We start from the raw sequence: 25604 nt of genomic DNA, 5'->3' as shown, positions 1-25604 counted from the left end.
GATCATAAACCAGAACAATTAGCAAAACGTGGAGGAGCACATTATTCAGATGCGGCTTGTGAAACAATTGCTTCTATTTATGGAAATAAATTATCACATATCGTAGTAACAACTAAAAATAATGGATCTGTACCAGATTTACCAGCTGACTGTGCGGTAGAAGTTTCATCTTATATTGGTTCAACAGGGGCAAGAGCAATTGCTTTTGGCTCATTACAACCAGCTCAAAGAGGATGGTTACAATGCATGAAAAACATGGAGTTATGTGTTGAAGAAGCAGCTGTAACTGGTGATTATGGGTTATTAATGCAAGCATTCATTTTAAATCCACAAACAGTATCAGGACAAAAAATGGTGAATGTTTTAAATGAATTATTGATTGCTCATGAAAAATACTTACCACAATTTGCAGATAAGATTGCCGAGTTAAAAGCAGCAGGTGTTACAATCAAAGATGATGTGGCACGTGAATTAACTGAAAAAGGTTTATAAAAAAGGCTACCGCCTTTTTTATTTTATGGTATGATGTTACAGGTGATTATAATGGAAGAATTTTCAAGAACTGAATTATTAATAAAAAAAGAAGGAATAGAAACTTTGCAAAGCAGTACGGTTGCTGTTTTTGGTGTTGGTGGTGTTGGTGGTTTTGTTGTTGAAGCACTCGCACGTGCTGGTATAGGTACGATTCATATTATTGACCACGATATTGTTTCTATTTCAAATCTTAATCGACAAATTATTGCAACGCATCAAACAATTGATCGAAAAAAAGTTGAAGTCATGAAGGAACGCATTTTATCAATCAATCCTCGTTGCAATGTTCAAACATATGATGATTTCTTTTTGCCTGAAACAGTGAATCGTTTTCCTTTTGATGAATTTGATTACATTGTAGATGCTGTTGATACCGTAACTGCTAAAATTAGACTCGTTGAAATTGCTCAAGAAAAAAAGATTAAAATTATTTCTTCAATGGGAACAGGAAATAAATTAGATCCCACAAAGTTAGAAGTAACAGATATTTATAAAACCTCTATATGTCCTTTAGCACGTGTGATGCGTAGAGAACTTAAAAAAAGGAAAATTCCAGCATTAAAGGTTGTTTATTCAACTGAAAAGCCGATTGAAACAAATGCGCCTGTTGATCCAGAGACGCATAAAAAAACGCCAGGAAGTATTTCTTTTGTACCAAGTTGTGCAGGACTCATTATTGCAAGTGTCGTTGTTAGAGATTTATTAAAGATTATTTATTAAGAAAGAAGGTGATTCTCATGAAAAAAGTAACTTTTGCGATTTTAGCTCATGTTGATGCAGGAAAAACAACTTTATCTGAAACAATGTTATATCATGCTGGGGTTATCAAAAAAATAGGACGTGTGGATAAAGCTGATTCTTTTTTAGACTATGATCAACAAGAAAGAAAAAGAGGAATTACTATTTTTTCTAAAGAAATTTCATTTTCTTATCAAAATAGTCAAATGACTTTTCTTGATACACCAGGACATAATGATTTTAGTTGTGAAATGGAAAGAACTTTGCAGGTGTTAGATTATGCAGTTTTAGTGATATCTGCTAAAGATGGTATTCAAGGACATACGAAAACCATTTGGAAGTTACTCCAAACATATCAAATTCCAACTTTTATTTTTGTTAATAAGATGGATTGTACTTATTCAACTAAAGAACAATTAATCCAAGACATTCAAAACGAATTAAATGAAAATTGTTTTTTGTTAGATGATCATTTTTTAGAAAACGTTTCTTTAGTAAATGATGAACTTTTAGAAAAATATTTAGAAAGAACAATAACAAAGAAAGATATTCAAGAAGTCATCGCGACAAGAAAAATCTATCCTGTTTGTTTAGGCTCTGCTTTAAAAGATGAAGGTATTGAAGATTTTATGAATGTATTGGATCAGTATACTTATCAAAAAGAACCGTTGGATATTTTAAGTGGCATCATTTTTAAAAAATCTTTTCATAAACAAAAATATTTAACGCATTTAAAAGTTACGGGTGGAACTTTACATACAAAAGATCTCATTGGAGATTGTAAAGTTGATGAGTTAAGAATTTATACAGGACAAGGTTATCAAAGTGTACAAGTTGCTTATCCAGGAGATATCGTTGCCTGTCAAGGGTTGGAAAATCTGCCGATTGGTTATACTTTTGGACATCAAAATCAAAGACAACAAACGATTTTAAAACCTTTTATGTCTTATCAAATTCAACTTCCTGATAATATTGAAAAAAGTAAAGCTATTCAACAAATTTTGAGTATTAATAAGGAAGATCCGAGTTTACAATTTGAATATAATCAACAATTAGAAATTTTATCCGTAAAAATCATGGGTGAAATTCAGTTAGATACATTACAAAATCTTATTTTAGAACGTTATGGCTTTTTAATTTCTTATGATGAAGGTAGAATTAGTTATTTAGAAACTATTTCCCAAAAAGTTGAAGGGGTTGGACATTTTGAGCCGTTGCGTCATTATGCAGAAGTTCATGTCTTACTTGAGCCATTAGAAAGAGGGAGTGGACTTGTTTTTGAAAACAATTGTCAAAGAAATACTTTACCAATTAATTTTCAAAATCTTGTGATGACACACTTACAAGAAATTCAACATCGTGGGGTTTTAACAGGGTCACCAATTACTGATATGAAATTGACATTAGTTACTGGAAAAGCGCATCTTAAGCACACAGAAGGTGGCGATTTTAGAGAAGCCACCTATCGTGCGATTCGTCAAGGTTTAAAAAGAACAAAGTCAGTTTTAATAGAACCTTATTATCAATTTGAAATGATTGTTGATACGGATGTTTCAAGTAAAGTCATCTATGATTTGGATACTTTTCACGGAGATTATCAAATAAGCTATGAAAATACGCTAACTATCATAAAAGGAAAAGCTCCGGTAAGATATTTAATGAATTATCAAAAAGACTTTCTTTCCATTACAAAAGGAAATGGGAAATTCTTTTATCAATTGGATGGATACTATGAATGTCTTGATCAAGAACAAATCGTGCAGGAAATAAATTATAATAGTGAAGATGATCTCTTGTTCCCAACAGGTTCTATTTTTTGTAAACATGGGGCAGGTTTTTTTGTTACTTATGATGAAGTTGAAGATTATATGCATCTCCCTTATGTTTACCAAAAAAATAAACCAAAAGTAACACGTAATAATTACAAAGTTGACGATAAAGAGTTAGAAGAAATTTTTATTCGTACGTATGGGCCTATCAAAAGAAGACTTTCTAAAGAAATGAATCGAAAAATCGAAGAACAAAAAGAAGAAAAAAGAACGATTTTGCCAGAATGTCTTTTAGTTGATGGCTATAATATTATTTTTTCATGGGATGAATTAAATGAACTCTCAAAAACGAATTTAGACCATGCTCGTACACGATTAATGGAAATGTTGAATAATTATCAAGGTTATCGTAAATGCCTTCTTATTGTTGTTTTTGATGCGTATAAGATAAAAAAGAATGTGGGTTCTTTTGAGAAAAATGATAATATCTATGTCGTTTACACCAAAGAAGCGCAAACTGCCGATAATTATATAGAAAAAGTAACCCATGATTTAGCAGAAAACTATCGTGTTTATGTGGCAACATCTGATGCCCTAGAACAAACAATTGTTTTTTCAACAGGAGCAATGCGTATTTCGGCAAGAGAATTTGAGTTACTTGTTAAAGAGACGCATGAAAATGAACTAAAAGAATTTAATCGTAAAAATAAACAGATGAAGAATTATTTATTAGAAGATCTTCAAAAATATAAAGATTAAAGGCTAATTTTGAACATGATGATGAACGTAAAAACTTTCATCATTAATGGCTTGAAATGAATAGCCTTTTTTTTGATAAAAAGAAATAATAGAGGGTAGCGCTTCAACTGTTGTATTTTTAGCGTTAGTATCATGAGCAAGTATCACAATATTTTGATGGTTTTCGTTAGTTGCTGAAGAAATAATTTCATGAACGCTAACATTGTTTGAAGAAGCATCGTTGGTATCACCATTCCAATCATAATACTGATAGCCTTGTTTGATAACTTCTTTTGTAAGAATAGTCATTAATCCTGTACAGTAATTTTTAGATACTTTATTGGAACTGCCACCAGGAAAACGAATATAATGGGGAGTAAAACCAATAATTTCTTTAACCATTTTGCCAATTTTATCAAGATCATTGAAATAAGCATTTTTTGATTGGTAAATATCAGGATATTCATGTTGGTAACTGTGTAAGCCAATGGTATGTCCTTTTTGATAAGCTTTTTTTATTAGATAATTATATTCTTGATGACAACCTGTGACAAAAAAAGTGGCTTTAGCTTGATATTGATCCAAGATTGTTAGAATTTTATCTGTATTTTCACTTGGACCATCATCAAATGTTAAATAAACAATTTTTTCGTTTGATTCGATAGAAGTACCAATTTCTAACTTTTCTACCACTTTTACTTGACGTTTAAAAAGCGTTTGATTATTTGATAAGTCAGTAACTTTGTATATGATTGTATATGATCCCGTTTTATGGGAATTGAAATTTTGCGGATCAATTGTAAGATTGTATTGATGTGAATTATCATTAATGGATAATCCTTGTTTTAAATCATATTTTTTTCCTTTTTCTATTTTTAAAGATCTTGTTTCTTTGATATGAGGTTTCTTTGAATCTATCACTTCTATTTTTAAATGATATTCTTTTCCTTTAAAAAAATAAGTCACTTGATAATGACCTAAGGCATGTATGTTTAAATCCTTTGCATTATAAGTGACTTCTTTAATAGAACCTTTTTTTATTTTATAAATATATTCTTGATAATGGAATACACTATTAATTTCTAATGTTGGATGTTCAATAAAAATAATCTTTCTTTGAAAAGAAAAGTATCCCCAAATACATAAACTTATTATTATCGAGATAAATAAAAGATATTTGTATTTCATGAATCCTCCTCATCTCAAAGATATGTAAGAATTATAAATGTTGAACAAGTATTTCAGCAATTTCTTCAAAAATAATTTGATCTTCTTTACTAAAACGACCAAATGATGTTGAATCCAAATCTAAAACACCATATAATTGATTATTTTTGATTAATGGGACAACGATTTCACTATTACTTTCACTGTCACAGGCAATATGTCCTTCAAATTGATGAACATCTTCAACAAGAACAGTTTTTCTTGATGATGCAGCTTTACCACATACACCTTTAGTAAGTGGAATATTTGTGCAGGCAATTTTTCCTTGGAAGGGACCTAAAATAAGTTCATCATTTTTTAATAAATAAAATCCTGCCCAAGAAATATCATCAAAATTTTGCATGATAAAGGCGCTTGTATTTGCGAGAATTGATATCTCTTCGTTATTACATTCGATTAATCTAATATATTGTTGTTTTAATAAATTATTCATATTATACCTCACTTTATGCTATAGTATAAAATAGAAATAGAGGTGAGGTCAAGAATGTTAGATATAAATACAGCAAAAGATTGTTTTATGAATTATGTTCAACAGTTTGATTTAACAAATGACAAGATTCATTTAAAACTTATTCATACATTAGAAGTGGTACATACAACAGAATATTTATGTTTACATGAAAATATAACAGGAATTGAAAAAGATTTAGCGTATTTAATTGCCTTATTGCATGATATTGGACGTTTCGAACAGATAAAACGTTTTAATAGTTTTGATGATCGTAATGTTGATCATGCGACATTAGGAGTACAGGTTTTATTTGATGAAGGAATGATTCGTCAATTTATTGAAGATGATCAATATGATGAAGTGATTAGAAAAGCGATAGCATATCATTCTTTATATAAAGTACCAAAAGGGTTAGATTCTTTTTTATTGAAACAAGTTTTACTTATTCGAGATAGTGATAAACTTGATAATTTTAGAGTGAAAAATATTGAATCGATTCAAACATTATTTAGTATTAGTGATGAAATTTTTTATAGTCAAAGAGTATCAAAAAATATTTTGAATGACATAGAAAATCATCGGTTGATTTTAAAAGAAAATCGTCATAATGAAGTGGATATGTGGGTTTCTTATTTTGCATTTGTGTTTGATTTGAATTTTAAATCTAGCTATCAATTCATTAAAGAAAATGATTATATCCACAGAAATATGGAACGATTAGAATTTAAAGAGGGACTTAAAGAAGATATGCTGTTTGTAGAAAAAACATGTCAAAGTTTTATTGAAGAAAAATGTTGTAACTAAAAAGAGAAAATTTCTTTTTGAAAAATTCTCTTTTTTTTAATGATGTTTTTTATATCGTTTTTGTAAGAATAAATAAACATAATCAAATAATTCAAAATTGAATAAATAAATAACTTTTGAAAAAGTAACAAGAAACATTAAAGTAATAGCACCAATATAATCAATATTATCAAGTCCTAAAAATTGATGACCGACAATTAATGAAATATAAAGAACGATTTGCATAATATAAATAACAAAAATACGATAATGACTTAGCGGCGCATAAATATGTCTTAAACCACTATAATAACACCAACTTGTAAGTAAAACACAAATTGTAGAAAGCATTTCTTTTTCAAAACCTAATACTCGGCCACCATTAACAATGATCGTTGAACAAATTGCTATCATAAAGGCAAAAGGAAAGGCATTTTTAAAAACGATTTTTAGAAAGTTTCCAGATACTTTTTTAAAGTTGGGTTCATAAGTTAAAAAGAAAGTAGGGATACCAACACAGCATGCTGAAATCACAGTAAGCTGAATAGGTTTAAATGGATAACCATGACCAAATAAAATCATCCCAATTGATAAAACAACAGAGAAAATTGTTTTAATTAAATACATCGAAGCTGAAGCAGTAATATTATTAATAACACGTCGTCCTTCATTAACGATGTGGGGCATTGCATTAAAATTGTTTTCTAATAAAACAATGTGTGAAGCGCTTTTTGCGGCATCACTACCAGAAGCCATTGCAATTGAACAATCGGCAGCTTTTAAAGCAAGTACATCATTGACACCATCACCTGTCATAGCCACAGTATGGTTGTTTTCTTGAAGGGTTGTTATCATTATTTTTTTTTGTTGTGGAGAAACACGTCCAAAAATCGTATATTTTTCTACGGCTTCTTTGATTTCTTCATCCGACAAAGAAGAAACATCAATATATTTTTCATAATCTAAAAGATGACAACGTCTAGCAATGGCAGAAACTGTAGAAGGATCATCTCCTGAAATGATTTTTATTTGCACATCTTGTTTTCTAAAATAATCTAAAGTTTCTTTAGCGTCTTTACGAATAATATCTGATAAAATAAGAAAACCAATACATTTTAAATCATTCACTCGTCTATTTTCATTAATGATTGTTGGTGTATAACCAATGCAAAGGACACGATAACCTTTGGATGTATAGAATTGAATTTTATCTTTTATTTTTTGATCAAGTTTAGAAAAGATAAATTGACTGGCTCCTAAATAAATTGTGCCAAAATCACAAAATGAAACAGCACTATATTTTCTTTGTGATGAAAAAGGAATGACAAAAAAAGGTTGATAATTTTTTTCTTTAGAAAAACGTTGGTGAAGTGCTTGTGATGTCATATTCGTATCTTCTAAACAATAATTTAAATTTTTGATAATTTTTTCTAGGTCAAAAGAATCATCTAAACAAATAACATCATCTAATTTAAGTTTTCCTTCAGTAAGTGTACCGGTCTTATCTAAGCAAATAGTATCAACACGAGCGAGTGTTTCGATACAAAAAAGATTTTGAACAAGGGTACTTTTTTTGGCAAGCCGAACTATACTTAAAGATAAAGCAATTGTAGTAAGTAAGACAAGACCAGAAGGAATCATTCCTAAAACAGCAGCTACAACTGAAACGACAGTCTCACTAAATGGGTAGTGTCCAATGAAAAATTCTTTACAAAACAGTAGAAAAGCGATAGGGATAAGAATAATAGAAATAATTTTTAATATTTGATCAAGGGCTTGAGAAAGTTCTGATTTTTTACTATCAAACTCCTTTGCTTGAGCGGTCAATTTATGAATATAACTTTCTTTTCCAACGTGGGTAACTTTACAAATGGCACGTCCTGAAGTGACAAAACTTCCTGAAAGAAGGGAATCACCATTTACTTTTAAAATAGCATCACTTTCTCCAGTAAGAAGGGATTCATTTGCTTCAACATGACCTTCTAATAGTGTACAGTCGACAGGTATTTGCATACCTGTATTTAAAATAATGAAATCGTCTTGAACAATCTCTTCAACGTTGATTTTAGTGAGTTGATTATCTCTTAATACTTCAATTTTCTGTTTTGTAAGTATGCTCAATTTATCAAGTGTTTTTTTAGCTTTTATCTCTTGATAAATACCTGTAAGGGTATTAAAAAAGACAACAGAAATAAAGAGAGTATTACGATAAGACCCGACAAAAATAATACATGCAAAGAGTATGATATTAATAAAATTGAAAAAGGTAAAAATATTGTTTATAATTATTTCTTGATATGTTTTTGTTGATTTACTTTCCACAAAATGAGTTTTCCCATCTTGGATTCTTTTTAAAACTTCATTTTGAGATAAACCTTTAAATTCTTGATCAAATATTTTCATTTTCTATCACCTACACTCTATTTTAGAATACTTTTTCTTATTTGACAATGTCTAACAAAGTAAGACAAATAAATAATTGTATACAATTATACAAATTTGTGATATGATATTACTAACACTATGATAAGGGGGCTTAAATATGAGTGAATTTATTGATTATGTCTTTCAAAGAAGTACATCATTAAATAAAATTGATAATTCTTTATACTCTAAATACAATGTTAAAAATGGTTTAAGAAATGAAGATGGAACTGGAGTTCTCGTTGGTCTTACACGTATTTCAGATGTTGTTGGATATAAAAAGGAAAATGGTAAAAAAATTGATACAGAAGGGGAACTTTATTATAGGGGAGTTAAAGTTTCTGATTTTATAAAAGGGCATGACGCTAAAAATCGTTTTTTATTTGAAGAAGTTTGCTTTTTAATTCTTTTTGGTTATTTGCCAAATAAAGATGAATTAGAAGCTTTCAAAAAAGAACTTGCTTCACGTTACGAATTGCCGTTAAATTATTTACAAGCGCGTATTTTAGGGTTTCCAATGCAAAATATGATGAATAAATTACAACAAGAAGTGTTAATGCTTTATACTTATGATGAAACACCTGATGATATTTCGCCAGAAGCAACGCTAAATAAAGGCTTGGATTTAATTGCTAAGATTCCAGAAATCGTTTGTTATGCTTATCGTTGTAAAGTACATTATTTTGATAGTGATAGTTTGTTTATTCATCCAGTAAATACTGAATATTCAATTGCTGAAAATATTCTCCAAATGTTAAGGATTGATCGCTCTTTTACAAAAACAGAAGCGAGTGTTTTAGATATGTGTTTAGTTTTACATGCTGATCATGGTGGAGGAAACAACTCGACTTTTACAAATGTTGTTATGTCTTCAACAGGAACAGACATATATTCTTGTTTTGCAGGAGCTATTGGTTCATTAAAAGGTCCTAAGCATGGGGGTGCTAACTTAGCGGTTGCTAAACAAATGGAACTTGTTATTGATAAAGTAGGACTTAATGCAACGGATGAACAATTAAAACAGGTCATTAAGGATATTTTAGATAAGAAGTTTAATGATCAATCGGGTCTTGTTTATGGAATTGGACATGCAGTCTATACATTGAGCGATCCTCGTTGTCAAATTCTTTCTAAACAATGTAAACAATTGGCTATCGAAAAAAATCGTTTGGAAGAATATGAACTATACCATCGTTTTGAAGAACTTGCTATTGCTGAAATTAAAGCAAGAAAGGGAATAAACGTATGTGCCAATATTGATTTTTATAGTGGTCTCGTTTATGACATGCTAGGGCTTTCTAAAGATCTTTATACTTTGATGTTTGTTATTGGAAGATCTGTTGGATGGGTTGCACATAATATTGAAAACAAACTTTATTCAGGAAAAATTATTCGTCCAGCAGGAAAATACGTTGGCGAAAAAAAAGAATATATTAAAATGGAAAATCGTTAAAAGCATTGTTTTATCAATGCTTTTTTGCTTTTAAGCAAAGAAAAAGCTTGTCATTAATTGACAAGCTTTAAAATTGTTATTCTTCAATAACTTTGATCCAACCTTCAGGTGCTTCAATTGTACCCATTTGAATACCTGTTAAAGTTTCATAAAGTTTTTTAAGAACAGGTCCGATTTCATCCATACCACTTGGAAAACAAATTTCTTTACCGTGATCATTGATTTTACCGACTGGTGAGATAACTGCAGCAGTACCACAAAGACCGCATTCAGCGAAATCTTTTACTTCATCGAGATAAACTTCTCTTTCTTCAACTTCTAATCCTAAATATTCTTTGGCAACATACATTAAAGAACGACGAGTGATAGAAGGTAAGATGCTGTCAGATTTAGGAGTAACGATTTTATTATCCTTTGTAACAAAAATAAAGTTTGCTCCACCAGTTTCTTCAACTTTAGTTCTAGTAGCTGCATCTAAATACATGTTTTCATCAAATCCTTGTTTATGAGCATCAACGATTGCATGTAAACTCATAGCGTAGTTTAATCCAGCTTTGATGTGTCCTGTACCATGAGGTGCAGCACGGTCGAAGTCAGTGACACGAATTGTAATTGGCTTAACTCCACCTTTGAAATAAGGTCCTACTGGAGTAACGAGTACTCTGAATTGATATTCATCTGCTGGTTTAACACCGATAACTGGGTTAGAACCAAACATATATGGACGAACATATAAAGTAGCTCCTGATCCATAAGGTGGCACATAATCAATATTAGCTTTTACAACTTTTTCAATGGCTTCAACCCATTTATCTTCAGGATAAACAGGCATTTCTAATCTTCTACAAGAATCAGCCATACGACTTGCGTTTAAATCAGGTCTAAAGCAAACAACTTTCCCATCTTTTGTTCTATAAGCTTTTAATCCTTCAAAACAAGTTTGTGCATATTGTAAAACACCTGCACATTCGCTAATAACAACTTTGTCATCAGCAGTAAGCACGCCTTCATCCCAAGCTCCATCTTTATAATTTGATACGAATCTTGCTTCTGTTGGCATATATCCAAAACCGATATTTGACCAATCAATATCTTTTTTTGACATTTTTTAATACTTCCTTTCCTATATATATCTTTAGGCAAATTTTACGCCTCAATATCTTGAGTGTCAATAACTTATTTTAATAAGAATTTATTAATTGTATATAATTGCATATCATTCGTTAACAATATGAAAATGTAAGCTCTTTAATAAATCAATTGCTTTCTTTTCAAGTGAAACATCATTACTCGCAATACCTTTTAAGTCAATACAAATAGAGGTTTCAGGCAAAGCACTTTTAGCGATAATGGCGTTTGATAAAACACAAATATTAGAAACAACACCTACTAATGTGATTTCTTGGTAAGATTTTTCTTTTAAGTAATTACCTAATTCTAAAGAACCAAAGGTAGGTTTTTCAATACAGACATCTTCTTTTTGTTTTGCATCATTTACTTTTCCATAAAGCTGCCATCCATCATTTCCTTTAATACAATGAGGGATAGGCAAATTTCTACCTTCTTGACTCTCTAAGTAATTTTCTTGATGTGTGTCAAAAGTAAAAATGACATCATCTTTATTTTTGTGATATTGATTAATTAAAGAAGTAATATAATCATCTATATCTTGGGCTTCTTTAAATCCTAAACTTCCATCTACAAAATCTTTTTGATAATCAATGACAATCAATAATTTTTTCATAAAATTTCTCCAATCATTTTTTATTTAATCTTATCATATGTATTGACTTTGTAAATAAATATCATATAATATTCATATGAACATATATTCATACGAAAGGAGTAACCATGGATAAGATCGTTAACAGTGAAACTGTAGAAAAAGTAAAAGAAACAATGCCTAATGAAGAATTACTATATGATATTGCAGAACTTTTTAAAGTGTTTGGTGATTCAACAAGAATCCGCATTATTTGTGCTTTATTTGATCAGGAAATGTGTGTTTATGATTTAGCTGCTTGCTTAGATATGACACAATCAGCTATTTCACATCAACTAAGAATTTTAAAAGCAAATAAATTAGTAAAAAATCGCAGAGAAGGTAAGATGATGTATTATTCATTAGATGATGAACACGTCAAACTTATTTTTGAAGCTGGATATCGTCATATCATGGAGGATAAATAATATGAAATACAAATATAAAGTCAACGGACTTGATTGTGCCAATTGCACGCAAAAACTAGAAGATAGTTTAAATAAAAAAGAGGAGATTAATGATTGTGTCATTTCTTTTGCTACAGGAATGATGACATTTGAAAGTGAATATGATATCGATGATCATGAGTTGCTTTCTTTTATGCAATCTATTGAAGATGAAGTAACAATTGAAAACTTATTATCAAATATAACACATCATGAACACCATGAAGAACATAAACATGATTTCGAACATGAACATCATGATGAATGTGGTTGTCATCATGAACATGATCATGATTGTTGTGGACATGAACATCATCATCACGACCATGAATGCGGTTGTGGCCACCATCATGAACATGTAGAAGATCATCGAGAACTTACAAATGCGATTAAATATAATATTGTTGGTCTTGATTGTGCAAACTGTGCAAGTAAAGTGGAAACGGAAATAAAAAAACAATCATATATTGACGATGCCGTTGTTAATTTTTCAACACAAAAATTAATGGTTAAAGCAAAGAATGATCCTCAATTGTTGGATAAATTACAAGCTGTTGTTGATTCTGTAGAAGAAGGTGTTACTTTATCTAAAGAAGATGATAAAAAAGAATATAATAAACCTAAATTATTTAATTTAAAAGAAAATATTGAATTGGTTGAAGGTATTATTATTTTTATCGGAGCCCATTTATTTACAGGTGGTTTTTCTACATTCTTATATTTATTTGCTTATTTATTAATTGGCTATAAGGTTATTTTAAAGGCGATTAAAAATATTGGTCATAAAGATTTCTTAGATGAAAACTTCTTAATGTGTTTAGCTACATTTGGTGCGATTGCCTTAGGAGATTATAGCGAAGCAATTGCCGTTATGTTATTTTATGCTATTGGTGAAATTTTCCAAGGGTATGCGGTTAACAAAACACGTTCATCTATTTCTTCTTTAATGGATATTAAAAGTGAATATGCAACAATTGTAAAAGATGAACAAATGATTCAAGTTACACCTGAAGAAGTAAATGTAGGTGAAACGATTGTTGTTAAAGTGGGAGAAAAAGTACCACTTGATGGAAAAGTTATTAAAGGAAACAGTATGTTAGATACTGCAAGTTTAACAGGTGAATCTGTTCCTCGCCGCGTTGAAGTAGGGGATGAAGTTTTATCTGGTGTTGTTAACTTAAATGATATTCTATATATAGAAGTTACAAAACATTATGCTGATAGTACAGTAAGTCGTATTATTGATTTGGTTGAAAATTCAGCAAGTAAGAAAGCTAAAATTGAAAAATTTATTACACGTTTTGCAAAAGTTTATACGCCAACAGTTGTTGGCCTAGCAATATTATTATTAATCGTGCCAATGATTATTTTACCGAATCAAAGCTTCTATACTTGGCTTTATCGTGCATGTACTTTCTTAGTTGTATCATGCCCATGTGCTCTTGTTATTTCTGTTCCTTTAGGCTTATATGCTGGTATTGGTAAAGCGAGTGCATTAGGGGTTTTAGTTAAGGGTGGAAATTATTTGGAATTGCTTAAAGATATAGATACAGTTGTTTTTGATAAAACAGGAACTCTTACAAAAGGAGAATTTGAAGTGGTTGAAACTTCAAATGATGATTTATTAGAAATTGGTGCTTATGGGGAATATATGTCAAATCATCCAATTGCACGTAGTATTGTTAAAGCTTATGGTAAAGAAATTGATAGTTCACGTATTGAAGATTTCAAAGAAATTGCAGGTAAAGGGTTAACAGTTGTTATTGATCATCAACACTATTATTTAGGTAATGAAAAATATTTTAAAGAATTGAATCTGTCTGTTTTACAACCTGAAAAAATTGGAACAATGGTTCATATTGCTTGTGGTGATCAATATCTTGGTTATATTGTGGTAGCGGATGTCATTAAAGAATCAACAATTCCTGGAATCCAAGATTTGAAAAAAGCACATGTTAAACAAACAGTGATGCTTACAGGGGATCATTCTACTGTAGCAAATGATATTGCTACGAGAACAGGAATCGATCAAGTTTATAGTGATTTACTCCCTCAAGACAAAGTTTCACAATTAGAAAATCTTATGTCAGATGAACATGTTGTGGCTTTCGTTGGAGATGGCATTAATGATGCACCTGTTCTTGCAAGAAGTGATATTGGTATTGCTATGGGTGGTGTTGGAAGTGATGTTGCAATTGAAGCAGCCGATGTTGTTTTGATGAGTGATGATATTACTGCAATCGCTAAAGCAATTGACGTATCTCATTATACAAACTTTATTTTAAAAGAAAACGTAACATTTACTTTGATTATTAAAATTGGTGTTCTTATCTTAACACTCTTTGGTCTTACAAATATGTGGATGGGTGTTTTTGCAGATGTTGGTGTTACTCTTATTGCTATTTGTAATTCAATGAGAATTTTATATAAGAAGTCATAATTTTGACTTCTTTTTTTATTTTTTGGATATACTTTAATGGGTGAAGAAAATGAATCTATTAGAATATATCCTATTACCGTTGATTTCTTTAATTGTTTTATTTTTTTTAACAAAACTTATGGGTTATCGACAAGTGACAGAACTTTCTTTATATGATTATATTATTGGAATTACAATTGGATCAATTGCTTCTGAACTGATTATGTGTGACTTTGAGGAGATATTAAAACCATTGTTAGGAATGATTGTTTATGCAGTTTTTACTTGGTTGATTTCAATTTTAACAAAGAATTACATGAAGTTTCGTTTTTTTGTAGAAGGAAAACCTTTGATTTTATATGAAAATGATAAACTTTATTCAAAGGCATTGGATAAAGCAAAGATTGATTTAAATGAGTTATTGATGAATTGTCGCATGAATGGTTATTTTGATTTAAATGAAATTGATAAAATTATTTTAGAAACAAATGGAAAATTTTCGTTTTATCCTAAGACATTATCAAGGCCGCTTAAGTTGAGTGATTTAAATCATCAAGTACAAAAGGAAAAGATACCTGTTTTATTGATGTTGCAAGGAAATGTGATTAAAAAAAATTTAGTGTTTGTCAATCGTAACGAAGAATGGCTAAAACATATTTTGAAGGTACATGGTTTAGAAGAAAAAACATAGAAATCCTTTATTTGGATAGTCAAGATCAAATTCAATTCTATACAAAAAATAATTTAAAAAGGGATTTTGTTTAATCCCTTTTTTGCATATCATAAATAATTTTTAAACCTTTAAAAGTAAGATCTTTATCATAAGCATCAATTAAATCAGTCTCATGATAAATCATACGTCCTAAACCACCTGTAGAAATTACTTTAAGAGGCTCAGAATATTGTTTTTTAATTTCTTTGATCAGCTTCTCTGTTAAACCAATATAACCATAAACAACACCAGCTTGCATACCTTCAACCGTATTTTTACCAATGATATGCTGTGGCTTTTTTATAGCAACTTCAGGAAGTTGAGCTGCTCGGTTTGATAACATTTCAGCAGATATGCCAATACCAGGAGCAATGGCACCCCCCATAAATTCTCCGTTAGAAGAGATAACATCAAAGGTTGTTGCTGTACCAAAATCAATAACAAGGCAAGCACAATGATGACTATAATAAGCACCAACGGCGTCTACAATACGGTCACTTCCTAAAGAACGTGGGTTATCATATTTGATTGAAATCCCAGTTTTGACACCAGGACCAACAATAATGGGTTCTTTATGGAAATATTTACGAATAGAATTTGTAAAAGAATACATGATTTTAGGGACAACGCTTGAAATAATGACATCTTTAATATCTTCAACTGTCACTTGATAAGCTTGTAAAAAGGATAAAATCATAAATCCATATTCATCTGAAGTTCTTTGTAATTTTGTTGTTAAACGATAATTTCCAATTAATGTATCTTCTTTATATAATCCCATGGTAATATTTGTATTACCCATATCTACAACGACTAACATTTCTATTCTCCTTTAACTTTGATAAGCTTATCTAAAATAAGATCAGATAGATCATCTTTACTCATTAAATCTAAATAATCAACAAAATTTTTTGTGATTAGAGCAACTTTATTTGTATTGGTTTTAAAACCAGCACCTTCTTCAAATAAATCATTAACAACTAATAAATCACAGTTTTTCTTTAAAAATTTATTTTTAGCATTTTCAATAACATTTTCCGTTTCCATAGCAAAACCACATATTGTTTGTTTTGTTTTGTGATGACCAAGATAATTTAAAATATCTTCGTTTTTGACAAGTTCTAAATCAAAACGTTCATTTTCCTTTTTGATTTTTTGATCATTGACTTCTTTAGGACGATAATCACCTACAGCAGCAGCCATAATAACATAATCTTGGAAATCAAAATAACTTAAAACTTGTTTAAACATTCCTTGTGCACTTTGGATTTTGATTATATCTACTTCATAAGGAGCTCTTAGTTGACTTGGCCCACTAATTAAAGTCACATGTGCACCTAACTTTCGAGCGGCACGGGCAAGTGCATAGCCCATTTTCCCACTTGAATGATTTGAAATAAAACGAACAGGGTCTAATGATTCTTGTGTAGGACCAGCGGTAATCAATACATGTTTTCCTTGTAAAGGATGTGGAGAAATCATGTATTCAATAGCATCTAAAATATCTTCAATATCGCTTAAGTGACCTTTTCCTTGATAGCCACATGCTAAATTACCAATCTCTGGTTCCACTATTTTAATACCATAGGATCTACATAAATCTAAATTCTTTTGTGTGGCGGTATTTTCATACATGTGAACATTCATAGCGGGAGCAATGATTTTAGGACATGTTGCTGCCAAAAATGAAGAAGTTAAAACATCATCTGCGATACCGTTAGCAATTTTAGCGATAACGTTTGCAGTAGCAGGTACAACAATAAAACAATCTGCTTCTTTAACAATATTAATATGTTTTATTTGATAACCTGTTTCATCAAAATCATCAACAAGAACCGGTTTATGGATCAGTGCACCAAAAGTAAGTGGAGTAATGAATTTAGTTGCACTTTCTGTCATGATGACTTCAATATCATAATTTTTCTTTTTTAAACGTGAAATAATTTCACATGTTTTATAAATGGCAATACTTCCAGTAATGCCAATAACGACTTTTTTCATAGAACCTCCAAAAAGGATAAATTTTTATAATGTTTACTGCATGTAATTATAATATATTTTGAAACGGCATACAACTAATAAGATTTATTTCAAATATTTTCTTTTTGTGGTACTATTTTATAACAAAAGGGGGTTTTTATATGAAAAAAATTGCTGTTTTATGTAAAGAAGGATTTGAAGAAATTGAAGCTTTAACACCAGTTGATATTTTACGACGTGCTGGTGTTCATGTTGATTTAGTAGGAATGGATCAAAAAGAGGTAACAAGTTCTCATCAAATTACGATTAAAATGGATTGTTTGTTTAATGAAAATCTTTACCAATACGATGGAATTGTCATTCCAGGAGGGCTTCCAGGGGCTACAAATTTAAGGGATGATGATCGTGTTATTGAAATCGTAAAAGATTTTTATGAAAAAGGAAAACTTGTTAGTGCTATTTGTGCAGGACCAATTGTTCTTGCTAAAGCAGATATTTTAAACGGAAAAGTATGTACGTGTTCACCAGGTTTTGAAGATCAATTAAATGGAGCAAATTATCAAGAAGCCATTGTTCAACGTGATGGTAATGTTATTACGGGAAAAGGACCAGCTGCTGCTTTAGAATTTGGTTATACTATTTTAGAAATGTTAGATTATGATACAAGTAACCTAAGACAAGGAATGCAATATAATTATTTAATTAACGTTGAAGCAAGGAAAGCATCCAAAAGATAAAGATTAGGGTCAAAATTTCCACAATACCATTGATTTGTCCAAAGAAAATAAGGGACAATGCAATGATGGAAAGTCCATAAAAATACCATTGATTTAGTAAATGAGCTTTAAAGGGCTCATTTTTTTGCTTTTCTTTAATGATAAAAGCAATTAAAAGAATAGAAAGAATGATTGTAACCATTGGTAAACTTACATGTAAAAAAGGATGATTTTTATAAGGAATCAATGAACCTATGATAAAGCAGAGTGTTAAAGAATAGATTGTTTTTTTATGTGTTGTTATTTTTAAAAATTGATGACAAAGGGTATAACTTAAATAAAGTATCCAAAAATCATAAAGAAAGGCATAGGATGTAGACATTAAACTTGTATAGTTATTGTATAAAGGATGAAAGAATAAAAATAAGATAATTGATAATAGAAATGCAAGAATCATTATAAAATCTCCTAAAAATTAAAATAAAAAAAGAAAAAAATAAAAAAAGAGCCAATATACATAATGAAGGAGGAAAAGTATGAAATGTGATATTCGTAAAGTACAATTGTTATCCGTTCATTTAAGTGCACAAAAAGATGTTTCTGTTTGTAATTTTGAAAATGTAAGGGCCATTATGTCAGTATCATATCAAATATCTGATAAAGATAAAATAAATCTTTTATTTTTATCAAAAGTGGAAGAAGAAAATAATCCAATTTTTCGTGTAAAATGTGAATACGAATTTATATGTGATGACTATGATGATGAAAAGCAAATGGTTATGCAAGCTGTGAGTTTAATTGGCCCAAAGGTTGAAGAAATTGTTGCGTTGATGACAGAACAAGTAACAAATAATGTGAACTGATTGCACGGATAGCACACCCTTTCATATACTATATTGAGGTGGCATATGAAAGGGTATATTTATGTATATGATCAAAGAAGTGCTTATTTAAAGGAATTATTTTTAGAAAATGGTGTTGAGATTGTGGATTCTATAGAAGATGAAGCAGATTTTTATTTTGTGAAAGATCAAAAGTTAAGTAGAAAGAATGTTTTTTCACTTGTCTCACTTAATCAAAATTACCATTTCCGTCATTTAAATAATATGCTTACAGCAATAGGAACGTATTTATTGGTAAGTCAAAAAAAAGATACGCATTCTATTTTAATTTTAGGTTATGGTGATTTAGGAAAGCAACTTGCAAATCTTTTAAAAAAACAGTATATTGTTACAATATGTAATAGAAATTATAAAGATTATGATCAAATCATACAAAATTATAAACATATTGATTTTGTAAATCTAAAAGGTACGTATGATTTGATTATTAATACAATACCGTGTGCGGTCATTAATTATCAAAATGTTTCTTATCAAAAAATTATTGATTTAGCACAAACTCTGCATTTAAAAAATTATCAATCGATACGTAATGTTCCTGAACGCTCTTTTCCTTATGAAGCAGCACTTATAATGTATTTTGCGATTCAAGAAGTGATGAACCATGTTTGAGGGATTGAAAATTGGAATAGGAATTACAGGATCGTTTTGTTCACTTAAATCTTGTCTTTTGTTTTTAAAAGAATTAAAGTCTTACCCTGTGGATCTTTATGTTTTTGTAAGTGAAAATGTCTTTAAAGAAGATACACGTTTTTTTAAAGCAAATAAATTTATTGAACAAGTTGAAAAAATTATTGGTAAAAAAGTGGTTACAGATGTGGTTGAAGCAGAAGTGTTTGGTCCCCAACTTCCGTTAGATATGATGGTTGTTTATCCGTGTAGTGCCAATACACTTGCTAAATTAGCGCATGGCATTAATGATAATGCAGTAACGATGGCAGTTAAGTCGACACTTCGTAATCAAAAAAATATTGTTTTAGGTCTATGTAGTAATGACTTACTTTCAACGAGTGGTATGAATATGATGAAAATATTAAATACAAAACATTTTTATCTTGTTCCTATGTTTCAAGATGATATTTTTAAAAAACCAAATAGTTTGATTGCAAAGAATGATTTAATCATTCAAACAATGATCAATGCACTTGTTGATAAACAATTGCAACCGTTGTTTCTTTTAAAGAAAGAGAAATGAGACTTTTTCTTTTATGAATTATTTGTTAGAATAGAAACAAAGAAAACGAAATAAGAAATAAATTTAAAGGAGGAAATAATGAATAAAAGTGTAGTAAAGCTTACTCCTATTGGGGGTCAAGCAGAAAATGGCAAAAGTATGTATTGCCTAGAGATAGATGATCAATGGTTTATTATTGATGCTGGATATAGATTTCCAGAAGTGGATAAATTAGGAGTAGATGTTATTATTCCTAACTTTGATTATTTAAAAGAAAATAAAGATAAAATTAAAGCTATTTTTATTACTCATGGTCATGATGATGTTATGGGGGCACTTCCTTATTTATTACAAGAAGTGAATGTGCCTATTTATACGACTGATTTGACAGCAGATCTTATTGATCAGCTTTTACAAAGATATATGCGACATTCTCATGTTTCTTATAAATATAAAATAAAAAGAGTTAATATGAATGCAACAATAAAAGTAGCGGGTGTTACTGTTGAATTTTTCCCAATAACTCATTCAATCCCAGGAAGCGTTGGACTCGCATTTCTAACACCAAATGGTTATGTTGTCTATAGTAGTGAATTTATAATAGATTTCGGAGCACCTGAAAGATTTAGATGTAATATTCAAAAGATGATGGAAATTGGCAAAAAAGGGGTCTTAGCTCTTCTATGTGAATCTTCTTATTCAAAAAATGATGGTTATACGTCACCAAAACATAAATTAACAGATAAGATTGAAAGTATTTTTGAAGATGCAACAGGAAGAATTATTATTTCAAGTTACGCTCAAAATGCTTTTAGAACACAAGAAATTGCCCAACTTGCTAAGAAATATAATCGCAAAATTTGTTTTTATGGACGTGATAAATATGATAATACCAATACAATAATGCGAATTGCCCGTCATACAAAAAGACCAATTTTAGATATTCATCCATCATATATAGCTGATAGTAAGGCTATTAGTGATAAAAAGAATATGGATAAACTCGTTGTCTTATTAAGTGGTAGTCCACGTCGTATATATCATGATATTTTAGATATTATTGATGGAGGGGATGAAAAATTAAAATTACAAGAGAGTGATACATTTATTGTCGCTTCTCCTGTACTTCCTGGTACAGAAAAAATCGCAAATCGTGCAATAAATGAATTGTATAAAACAGACACACAAATTCATGTGTTAAAAAATAAAGAACTTCAATCAATGCATGCAAGTGAAGAAGATATTAAAGTTTTAATTCAAATTTTAAATCCAAAATACTTTATTCCTATTAAAGGAGAATATCAACACTTTGTGGCAGTAAGTGATGTTGCCAAAAAAATGAGTATTAAAGATGATTATATTATTATTGTAGATAATGGCGAAATCATTACATTTAATGATGGTAAACTTCAAGATTATCGTGATTCGATTACAATTGAAGATGTAATGATTGATGGATTAGGTATTGGTGATGTTGGTGTTAAAGTTATTGATGATCGTAATCAACTTCAAAATGATGGTGTCGTTATTATTGGGATGACAATTGATGGTAAAACAAAAGAAATTGTCGCAAATACGGATGTTCAAACAAGAGGATTTATTTATTTAAAAGACTCTGAAAACATTGTTAGAGCTATTATTGAAATGGCTGAAAAAGAATTAGAAGCTTATAAAAAAGATGATAATGGTGATATTCGCGATGTTCGTCAAACAATCAAAGATAAGGCAAATCGTTATATTATCAAAGAAACAGGAAAAAGACCTGTGATTTTACCAGTTATTATTGAATTATAAAAGCAAGTTTAAACTTGCTTTTGTTTTCTTTTTAAAATAAGATAGGGAAGAAGGTGAAGTTATGGCAAAGACAAGTAGAAAAAGAAAAAGTAAACAAGATCAAATAAGTGAAGAATTAAAATTAAGAATTGTTTGTCTATTCGTTATTTTTCTTCTTATTATTTCAGCGATGCAGCTCGGTTTTATTGGTGAACATTTAGATTATATCTTTAGTTATCTTTTTGGTAATTTAAATGGCATTGTCTATTTATTGTTGATTAGTGTTTTTAGTTATATTGTTTTTAAAGCAAGTTATCCAAAATTTAATGGTCCTAAAGCAGTTGGTATTTATTTTTTACTCGTTGGAGTAACGATTTTTATTTCAGCAACACCAACACTTAAAGGAATGAAAGTGATTCAAAGTTATATTTCACAAATGCCCTTAAATCGTGGTGGGTTTATTGGGGCGCTTCTTTATGGATGCTTGTCGGCATTGTTTGATTATGTGGGTTCAATCATTGCTGCGGTATTTATTATTATTGTAGGAATTATATTATTAGGAAGTAAGTTCTATTTTGAACATAAAAAAGAAATTCAAAAGAAGGCAAAGATGAATTTTGATAAAACAAAAACATCTCTAAAAAATAGCTCCACATATTTCAGCGATTTCTTTAAGAAAAAGCAAAGTAAAACTGCTTTTTTCGATGATGATATTTTTGAAGATGAAGAAGATATCACACCAACGTATTTTGAAGAAATAGAAAAAGAAGATGCTTCTCTTTCACAAAGGTTAGCTTATAATCAAGAAAATCAACAAATTGATATTGTTGATAAAAAACCAAAAATAGAAATAGAAGAAATGAAAGAATTAGAAGATCCGATTGTTGAAGATACTGGTTTTGATCAAGAAAAAACTGCTGATTTAGAAACGGTTCTACCTGAAAAAAATGATCATTATCAATTACCACCTGTTACTTTATTACATAATGTTGTCAATAAGAAACAAGGTGAAAATAAAAATCATGCAGTGGAAAGTGCTGAAAGATTAACGGCAGTTTTAAATGAATTTGGTGTCCATGCTTCTATTAATAATATTTCTATAGGACCTTCTATAACAAAATATGAATTAAAATTAGAAACAGGAACAAGAGTCAATAAAATCATGTCATTACAAGATGATATCAAACTTGCACTGGCTGCTAAAGATATTCGTATTGAAGCACCGATTCCTGGAAAACCAGCAGTAGGTGTTGAAATTCCTAATCTAGTTTCATCAATGGTTTCTTTTAAAGAAGTATTTAAAAATATTCCAGAAAAATATAAAGATAATAAACTCGTTGTTCCTTTAGGAAAAGATGTTAACGGACAAGTTATTTATGCAGAACTTAATAAGATGCCGCATTTACTTATTGCTGGAGCAACTGGTTCAGGTAAATCTGTTTGTGTTAATACTATTATCAGCAGTATTTTAATGCGTGCGAAACCTGATGAAGTCAAACTTATTTTAGTCGATCCTAAAAAGGTTGAATTGTCAAATTATAATGGGGTCCCTCATTTATTGGCACCTGTTGTTACGGATCCTAAAAAGGCGGCGGCTACACTTCGCGAAACAGTTGCTGAAATGGAAAGACGTTATGATTTATTTGCGGGGGCAAATGTTCGTAAGATAGAAACTTATAATCAATATATAGAAAAGAAAAATCAAGAAAATGATAAGGATCATCAACTTGAAAAATTACCATATATTGTTGTTATTCTTGATGAAGTTGCTGATTTAATGATGGTTGCTAGTAAAGATGTGGAAGATTGCATTATGCGTATTGCCCAATTAGCGCGTGCGGCTGGTATCCATTTGATTGTGGCAACTCAACGTCCATCGACTGATATTATTACTGGGGTTATTAAGGCAAATATTCCTTCAAGGATTGCTTTTGCTGTTTCTTCAAGTATTGATTCTAGAACAATTCTTGATTGTACAGGAGCAGAAAAACTTTTAGGAAAAGGAGATATGCTCTTTTTACCGATGGGTTCTAACTCTCCAATTCGTGTTCAAGGGGCATACGTGGATGACAGCGAAGTTGAAGCAATCACTTATTTTACAACAAAACAACAAGAAGCTTCTTACGATGAACGCTATACAAATGTTAAACCAATTTCGTCTGGTGCTGCCTCTAAAGAAGAACAAGAAGATGAAGAATATGAAATGTGTCGTGCTTTTGTTATTCAGGCACAAAAAGCAAGCACATCATTACTTCAAAGACAATTTAGAATTGGTTATAATAAGGCGGCAAGAATAATTGATCAGTTAGAATCAGATGGAGTTATTGGTCCACAAATTGGTTCAAAACCAAGAGAAGTTTATATTCGTGGCTATAGTGAAGAAGAAATCTAAACGGCATTTGCCGTTTTTATTGTGTTTATTATTTTCAAATGTTTTTTTTAATGTTACAATAGTATAGGAAAAATTAAATGGAGGAAGAAGAATATGAAAAAATTTTTCGCAAGTATTTTATGCTTAGGAATGATTTTTGGTGCTACTGGATGTACTAGTGGTGGCGATGATACTTATGAAATCGCAATGATCACTGACTCTGGATCAGTTACTGATAAATCATTCAACCAATCTGCTTATGAAGGTGTTAAAGAATTTGGTGAAAAAAATGATATTACATATAAATATTACGCACCAAAAGACACTGACCAAGCAGGATTATTGTCTACAATTGATGATGCAGTAGATAATGGTGCTAAAGTTGTTGTAACTCCAGGATTTAACTTCTCAGGTGCTTTATATCAAGCTCAAGAAAAATATCCTGATGTAAAATTCGTTACAATCGACTTTGAACCACAAAAAGATGGTAGTGGAGAAACAAAGGTTGGAGATAACACAGTAAGTTATTTATTCTCTGAACAAGAATCTGGATATGTTGCAGGATATGCTGCAGTTAAAGAAGGGTATACTAAATTAGGATTCATGGGTGGTATGGCTTTACCAGCTGTAGAAAACTATGGTGTTGGTTACCTTCAAGGAGCAAGTGATGCTGCTAAAGAAATGAACGTTAATGTTGTTGTTAACTATACATATACTGGTACGTTCTCTGAATCACCAGATATCAAATCTAAAGCTTCATCATGGTATGCAGGTGGAACTGAAGTCATCTTCTCATGTGGTGGACAAATTTGTAACTCAATTTTTGCCGCTGGACAAGAAGCTGGTAAATACACTATTGGTGTAGATACTGACCAAAGTGGTGATTCTGATACTGTTGTTACTTCTGCATTAAAAGATGTAAAAGGTGCTACTATTGAAGCATTAAATGCTTATAAGAAAGATAAATTCCAAGGTGGAAAAACAATTATATTAAAAAATACTGGTGGAATTGTTTATCCAGGATTATTAAAGAACTTCTCTAAAGAAGACCATGATGCTGTTGATAAAAAAATCAAAGATGGTTCTTTAGAATTAAAATCTTCTGCTGATGTTAATGAAAAAACTGGAGATCCTTCAGGTATTTCATTCGATAATTTAACAGTTAATTTTGAATAAGATAAATTGCGTCAGAGTAATCTGGCGTTTTTTATTATGAAAAAACTTTTCTA

23 protein-coding genes are annotated in these 25604 nt (G+C 30.2%); 15 read left to right on the top strand and 8 right to left on the bottom strand.

Going from position 1 to position 25604, the window contains the following annotated elements:
- The 3 genes from C7U55_RS03370 to C7U55_RS03360 form a co-directional block, all read left to right on the top strand.
- On the top strand, positions 1-492 hold a 492-nt coding region (locus C7U55_RS03370; RefSeq protein WP_455550091.1), incomplete at its 5' end, for a family 4 glycosyl hydrolase.
- A 51-nt stretch (positions 493-543) separates the two neighbouring features.
- Entirely contained in the window at positions 544-1254 is a 711-nt protein-coding gene (locus C7U55_RS03365) for a tRNA threonylcarbamoyladenosine dehydratase (RefSeq protein ID WP_204638388.1), read from the top strand.
- A 17-nt stretch (positions 1255-1271) separates the two neighbouring features.
- Complete coding sequence (locus tag C7U55_RS03360) at positions 1272-3800, top strand: translation factor GTPase family protein (protein ID WP_106987341.1); 2529 nt, start codon at positions 1272-1274, stop codon at positions 3798-3800.
- Positions 3801-3803: 3 nt separating this feature from the next.
- Here C7U55_RS03360 and C7U55_RS03355 read toward each other — a convergent pair whose 3' ends face one another.
- Entirely contained in the window at positions 3804-4967 is a 1164-nt protein-coding gene (locus tag C7U55_RS03355; RefSeq protein WP_106987340.1) for a polysaccharide deacetylase, read from the bottom strand.
- 31 nt (positions 4968-4998) lie between these two features.
- Positions 4999-5439: a GAF domain-containing protein gene (locus C7U55_RS03350; protein WP_106987339.1), complete on the bottom strand. Its 441-nt coding sequence runs from the start codon at positions 5437-5439 to the stop codon at positions 4999-5001.
- 54 nt (positions 5440-5493) lie between these two features.
- On the opposite strand from C7U55_RS03350, the gene C7U55_RS03345 reads away from it, so the two are divergent.
- On the top strand, positions 5494-6264 hold the full coding sequence (locus C7U55_RS03345) for an HD domain-containing protein (protein ID WP_106987338.1): 771 nt from the start codon (positions 5494-5496) through the stop codon (positions 6262-6264).
- A gap of 36 nt (positions 6265-6300) precedes the next feature.
- Here C7U55_RS03345 and C7U55_RS03340 read toward each other — a convergent pair whose 3' ends face one another.
- Positions 6301-8646 carry an HAD-IC family P-type ATPase gene (locus C7U55_RS03340; RefSeq protein ID WP_106987337.1) on the bottom strand — a complete coding sequence of 782 codons (2346 nt, stop codon included), beginning with the start codon at positions 8644-8646 and terminating at the stop codon, positions 6301-6303.
- A gap of 139 nt (positions 8647-8785) precedes the next feature.
- Between C7U55_RS03340 and C7U55_RS03335 the strand changes: the two genes are divergently transcribed.
- The gene (locus tag C7U55_RS03335; protein ID WP_106987336.1) at positions 8786-10120 is read left to right on the top strand and encodes a citrate synthase; all 1335 of its coding nucleotides are present in this window, start codon (positions 8786-8788) and stop codon (positions 10118-10120) included.
- Between the two features lie 76 nt (positions 10121-10196).
- Here C7U55_RS03335 and C7U55_RS03330 read toward each other — a convergent pair whose 3' ends face one another.
- Together C7U55_RS03330 and C7U55_RS03325 are read right to left on the bottom strand one after the other, a co-directional pair.
- Positions 10197-11225: a branched-chain amino acid aminotransferase gene (locus C7U55_RS03330; RefSeq protein ID WP_048923013.1), complete on the bottom strand. Its 1029-nt coding sequence runs from the start codon at positions 11223-11225 to the stop codon at positions 10197-10199.
- A gap of 111 nt (positions 11226-11336) precedes the next feature.
- Entirely contained in the window at positions 11337-11864 is a 528-nt protein-coding gene (locus C7U55_RS03325; protein ID WP_106987335.1) for a cysteine hydrolase family protein, read from the bottom strand.
- 107 nt (positions 11865-11971) lie between these two features.
- Between C7U55_RS03325 and C7U55_RS03320 the strand changes: the two genes are divergently transcribed.
- From C7U55_RS03320 to C7U55_RS03310, 3 genes are read left to right on the top strand one after another with little or no spacing between them, the layout of a single operon-like run.
- Positions 11972-12310: an ArsR/SmtB family transcription factor gene (locus C7U55_RS03320; RefSeq protein WP_106987334.1), complete on the top strand. Its 339-nt coding sequence runs from the start codon at positions 11972-11974 to the stop codon at positions 12308-12310.
- A gap of 1 nt (position 12311) precedes the next feature.
- A complete protein-coding gene (locus C7U55_RS03315) occupies positions 12312-14768 on the top strand; it encodes a heavy metal translocating P-type ATPase (protein WP_106987333.1) in 2457 nt (818 codons plus the stop codon).
- A gap of 49 nt (positions 14769-14817) precedes the next feature.
- Positions 14818-15438, top strand: coding sequence for a DUF421 domain-containing protein (locus C7U55_RS03310; RefSeq protein WP_106987332.1), 621 nt, complete (start codon positions 14818-14820; stop codon positions 15436-15438).
- Positions 15439-15508: 70 nt separating this feature from the next.
- On the opposite strand, the gene C7U55_RS03305 is transcribed toward C7U55_RS03310, so the two are convergent.
- Positions 15509-16279, bottom strand: a complete 771-nt coding sequence (locus C7U55_RS03305) for a type III pantothenate kinase (protein WP_106987331.1) — start codon at positions 16277-16279, stop codon at positions 15509-15511.
- Between the two features lie 2 nt (positions 16280-16281).
- Entirely contained in the window at positions 16282-17460 is a 1179-nt protein-coding gene (gene coaBC / locus C7U55_RS03300) for a bifunctional phosphopantothenoylcysteine decarboxylase/phosphopantothenate--cysteine ligase CoaBC (protein ID WP_106987330.1), read from the bottom strand.
- Between the two features lie 140 nt (positions 17461-17600).
- Between coaBC and C7U55_RS03295 the strand changes: the two genes are divergently transcribed.
- Positions 17601-18176: a DJ-1 family glyoxalase III gene (locus C7U55_RS03295; RefSeq protein WP_106987329.1), complete on the top strand. Its 576-nt coding sequence runs from the start codon at positions 17601-17603 to the stop codon at positions 18174-18176.
- On the opposite strand, the gene C7U55_RS03290 is transcribed toward C7U55_RS03295, so the two are convergent.
- Complete coding sequence (locus tag C7U55_RS03290) at positions 18142-18612, bottom strand: hypothetical protein (protein ID WP_106987328.1); 471 nt, start codon at positions 18610-18612, stop codon at positions 18142-18144. The two genes, C7U55_RS03295 and C7U55_RS03290, sit on opposite strands and share 35 nt — an antisense overlap.
- Positions 18613-18691: 79 nt before the next feature.
- On the opposite strand from C7U55_RS03290, the gene C7U55_RS03285 reads away from it, so the two are divergent.
- The 6 genes from C7U55_RS03285 (at position 18692) to C7U55_RS03260 (ending at position 25551) form a co-directional block, all read left to right on the top strand.
- Positions 18692-19018: a hypothetical protein gene (locus tag C7U55_RS03285; protein WP_106987327.1), complete on the top strand. Its 327-nt coding sequence runs from the start codon at positions 18692-18694 to the stop codon at positions 19016-19018.
- A 45-nt stretch (positions 19019-19063) separates the two neighbouring features.
- Positions 19064-19669, top strand: a complete 606-nt coding sequence (locus C7U55_RS03280) for a hypothetical protein (RefSeq protein ID WP_106987326.1) — start codon at positions 19064-19066, stop codon at positions 19667-19669.
- Positions 19662-20252 carry a dipicolinate synthase subunit B gene (locus tag C7U55_RS03275; RefSeq protein ID WP_106987325.1) on the top strand — a complete coding sequence of 197 codons (591 nt, stop codon included), beginning with the start codon at positions 19662-19664 and terminating at the stop codon, positions 20250-20252. The genes C7U55_RS03280 and C7U55_RS03275 overlap by 8 nt, the downstream gene beginning before the upstream one ends.
- A 78-nt stretch (positions 20253-20330) precedes the next feature.
- Positions 20331-22025 carry a ribonuclease J gene (locus tag C7U55_RS03270; RefSeq protein WP_106987324.1) on the top strand — a complete coding sequence of 565 codons (1695 nt, stop codon included), beginning with the start codon at positions 20331-20333 and terminating at the stop codon, positions 22023-22025.
- Positions 22026-22086: 61 nt separating this feature from the next.
- Positions 22087-24396, top strand: a complete 2310-nt coding sequence (locus tag C7U55_RS03265; protein WP_106987323.1) for a DNA translocase FtsK — start codon at positions 22087-22089, stop codon at positions 24394-24396.
- Between the two features lie 93 nt (positions 24397-24489).
- Positions 24490-25551 (top strand): BMP family lipoprotein, encoded by a 1062-nt coding sequence (locus tag C7U55_RS03260; RefSeq protein ID WP_106987322.1) that lies wholly within the window; start codon positions 24490-24492, stop codon positions 25549-25551.
- The last annotated feature ends 53 nt before the right edge of the window (positions 25552-25604 follow it).

This window comes from Faecalibacillus faecis (assembly GCF_003024675.1).
Classification (GTDB): domain Bacteria; phylum Bacillota_I; class Bacilli_A; order Erysipelotrichales; family Coprobacillaceae; genus Faecalibacillus; species Faecalibacillus faecis.
This window is presented reverse-complemented; position numbering and strand designations above follow the sequence as displayed.

Bases quoted from the DNA above. Each gene is read 5' to 3' on its own strand.
- C7U55_RS03365 (WP_204638388.1), top strand. From the start codon at position 544: ATGGAAGAATTTTCAAGAACTGAATTATTAATAAAAAAAGAAGGAATA.
- C7U55_RS03360 (WP_106987341.1), top strand. From the start codon at position 1,272: ATGAAAAAAGTAACTTTTGCGATTTTAGCTCATGTTGATGCAGGAAAA.
- C7U55_RS03355 (WP_106987340.1), bottom strand. From the start codon at position 4,967: ATGAAATACAAATATCTTTTATTTATCTCGATAATAATAAGTTTATGT.
- C7U55_RS03350 (WP_106987339.1), bottom strand. From the start codon at position 5,439: ATGAATAATTTATTAAAACAACAATATATTAGATTAATCGAATGTAAT.
- C7U55_RS03345 (WP_106987338.1), top strand. From the start codon at position 5,494: ATGTTAGATATAAATACAGCAAAAGATTGTTTTATGAATTATGTTCAA.
- C7U55_RS03340 (WP_106987337.1), bottom strand. From the start codon at position 8,646: ATGAAAATATTTGATCAAGAATTTAAAGGTTTATCTCAAAATGAAGTT.
- C7U55_RS03335 (WP_106987336.1), top strand. From the start codon at position 8,786: ATGAGTGAATTTATTGATTATGTCTTTCAAAGAAGTACATCATTAAAT.
- C7U55_RS03330 (WP_048923013.1), bottom strand. From the start codon at position 11,225: ATGTCAAAAAAAGATATTGATTGGTCAAATATCGGTTTTGGATATATG.
- C7U55_RS03325 (WP_106987335.1), bottom strand. From the start codon at position 11,864: ATGAAAAAATTATTGATTGTCATTGATTATCAAAAAGATTTTGTAGAT.
- C7U55_RS03320 (WP_106987334.1), top strand. From the start codon at position 11,972: ATGGATAAGATCGTTAACAGTGAAACTGTAGAAAAAGTAAAAGAAACA.
- C7U55_RS03315 (WP_106987333.1), top strand. From the start codon at position 12,312: ATGAAATACAAATATAAAGTCAACGGACTTGATTGTGCCAATTGCACG.
- C7U55_RS03310 (WP_106987332.1), top strand. From the start codon at position 14,818: ATGAATCTATTAGAATATATCCTATTACCGTTGATTTCTTTAATTGTT.
- C7U55_RS03305 (WP_106987331.1), bottom strand. From the start codon at position 16,279: ATGTTAGTCGTTGTAGATATGGGTAATACAAATATTACCATGGGATTA.
- coaBC (WP_106987330.1), bottom strand. From the start codon at position 17,460: ATGAAAAAAGTCGTTATTGGCATTACTGGAAGTATTGCCATTTATAAA.
- C7U55_RS03295 (WP_106987329.1), top strand. From the start codon at position 17,601: ATGAAAAAAATTGCTGTTTTATGTAAAGAAGGATTTGAAGAAATTGAA.
- C7U55_RS03290 (WP_106987328.1), bottom strand. From the start codon at position 18,612: ATGATTCTTGCATTTCTATTATCAATTATCTTATTTTTATTCTTTCAT.
- C7U55_RS03285 (WP_106987327.1), top strand. From the start codon at position 18,692: ATGAAATGTGATATTCGTAAAGTACAATTGTTATCCGTTCATTTAAGT.
- C7U55_RS03280 (WP_106987326.1), top strand. From the start codon at position 19,064: ATGAAAGGGTATATTTATGTATATGATCAAAGAAGTGCTTATTTAAAG.
- C7U55_RS03275 (WP_106987325.1), top strand. From the start codon at position 19,662: ATGTTTGAGGGATTGAAAATTGGAATAGGAATTACAGGATCGTTTTGT.
- C7U55_RS03270 (WP_106987324.1), top strand. From the start codon at position 20,331: ATGAATAAAAGTGTAGTAAAGCTTACTCCTATTGGGGGTCAAGCAGAA.
- C7U55_RS03265 (WP_106987323.1), top strand. From the start codon at position 22,087: ATGGCAAAGACAAGTAGAAAAAGAAAAAGTAAACAAGATCAAATAAGT.
- C7U55_RS03260 (WP_106987322.1), top strand. From the start codon at position 24,490: ATGAAAAAATTTTTCGCAAGTATTTTATGCTTAGGAATGATTTTTGGT.